We start from the raw sequence: 1,956 nt of genomic DNA, 5'->3' as shown, positions 1-1,956 counted from the left end.
GATGGCCCGATGGTCCAGTGGTCCAGTGGTCCGGTCAGTCCTCCGCGACCTCGCCCCTGACGTGCCGCTGCACGAACTCGTAGGCCAGATCGCCGAACTGCTCGCCGAACGGGATGGACCGCTCCGCGGTCTTCGAGAAGTGCACGCCGCCCCACATCCGGCTGTACGCGCAGTCCCGGACGAACTCCGTCCAGGTGTCCCAGTGCACCGCGAGGTCGGTGCCGGGCGTGAGCCCCGGCTCGACCATCGTCGAGCCGGCCGGCGCCCGGAACGTCCAGTCCAGCACGTCGTCGTCGAAGAACCGGCGCGTCGCCTGCGCCTGGGCCGCGCACACGCCTCCGGAGCCGGAGGGGTACTCGGGGTGGTCGCCGACGTTGAGGTAGCTCGTCCACTCGTCGCCCGGCATGTCGCGCACCGTGCCCTTGCCCACACCGCCCCAGGAGGTGACACGGCGGCTGCCGTGGACGTGCCGGACGGCGGTGAACGGCCGGACGGAGTCGTACACGGCCTTGTAGTGCCAGATCGCCACGAGCGAGTCGTAGATCGCGACGGTGCTGCCGAAGAGCAGGTGGACCAGGTCGTCCAGGTCCATCTCGCCGTGCGCCTGCGCCGCGGCGCCGACGGAGATGCCGACGCCGAGGAACTTGTTGTCGAAGATCTCCGCCTTCACCTTCTGCTCGTCGGTCAGCGCGGCGGACGCCTGGAGGATCTCGTCCACGGAGCGCTTGTAGTCCCGCGGCCGGGTGTGGTCGCTGAACTCGGGCGGCGCGAGCCCGAAGCTGCCCGGGTCGCGGAAGGTGTGCGCCCTGACCAGGCGCTGCTGCGGGGTGACGAACGCCTGGACGGTGAAGATCCCCTTGTCGCCCGCGTTCCCGGCGAGGCGGCGGTTGTGGGTGCCGTGCTTCGGCTGCCAGCGCGAGGGGTTCCTCAGCTCGTACGCGGAGTTGACCGGCCGGTAGCCGGTGTAGTCCTCGTACGGGCGGCCGTTGTACGTGCGGCCTTCGTCGCCGAGCTGGTTCATGCCGTCGTGTGCCGTACGGGCCAGGACGGCCTTTCCCGCCAGGTTGCCGATGCCGATGGGGCTGGTCGGGTTCTCCGACTCGTCGTCGGGGTCCAGGCCGATGGCGACCATCAGGTCGCGGAAGGCCGTGCCCCGGCCCGGCTCCACACCCTTGATCACCCGGTAATTGGCGTAGAGGGCGGCTATGTTCTTGTTCCGGTTGGTGGTGGACTCGCTCGAAGGGCGGCGGCGGATACGGGAAAAAACGCCCACGGCCGTCGGGTGATAGGGCGCCATCGCGTCGAACCAGGCGGCCGTCGACAAATGGATGAACCGGTGGAGCACGGTCACGTCCATGGGCCCGTAGACGTCCTCGGCGGGACGGAACGTGGCGATCAGATCCCGGACGAAGTTGCCCGTGTCGAAGTCGAAGTCGGCGGCCGCTGCCGCCGGTCGAGCGGCCGGCTCCGCGGCGGCGGCGCCGCTGTGGCCCAGCCCCGCCAGGGCGGCGGTCGAGGCGCCGGCGATGCCGCCGAGCAGCACCGACCTGCGGCGGGGCGCGGATCCGGCGGCCGGAGGCTGTCTTCGTATCGTCATGGTGCGCATCTCCCTCTTTCAAGTTTCTTTAAAATCTCGGCCAATTCGAGGGAAAATACAAAGCGCATACGGGCAGCGCGAATCCCCCGTGAAAAGGCTACTGAGCGGGGCCGTCCGGTCCACCGGGTGAACGAGTAGTCCGCACTACTCGGATTGGAGCCGTCACGGGAGTTGACCCGCGGCCTTTCCCGGGGATTCCAGAACAGAAAACGGCGGGGCCACCGGGACGGTCGGCGCGTATTACCGGGGTGCTTTCAGCCGCCGATCTGGCCGTCGCCCAGAACCTTTGCCGTCGTGCGCTCCGCGGTGGCGTCGTCCAGGCAGCCGCGCAGCCGCATGCGGTCGTGGCCGCCGAGCGC

At 69.4% G+C, this 1,956-nt stretch carries 1 protein-coding gene; it reads right to left on the bottom strand.

The window, feature by feature from the left end; genetic code table 11:
* Positions 1 to 34 precede the first annotated feature (34 nt).
* The gene (locus tag H5J30_RS30045) at positions 35 to 1,543 is read right to left on the bottom strand and encodes a DUF6851 domain-containing protein (protein ID WP_181790532.1); all 1,509 of its coding nucleotides are present in this window, start codon (positions 1,541 to 1,543) and stop codon (positions 35 to 37) included.
* Positions 1,544 to 1,956: the final 413 nt, after the last annotated feature.

Source organism: Streptomyces phytophilus, assembly GCF_013870535.1.
Lineage (GTDB): Bacteria > Actinomycetota > Actinomycetes > Streptomycetales > Streptomycetaceae > Streptomyces > Streptomyces phytophilus.
The sequence above is the reverse complement of the archived record's forward strand: the minus strand, read 5'-3'. Positions and strand labels throughout refer to the sequence as shown.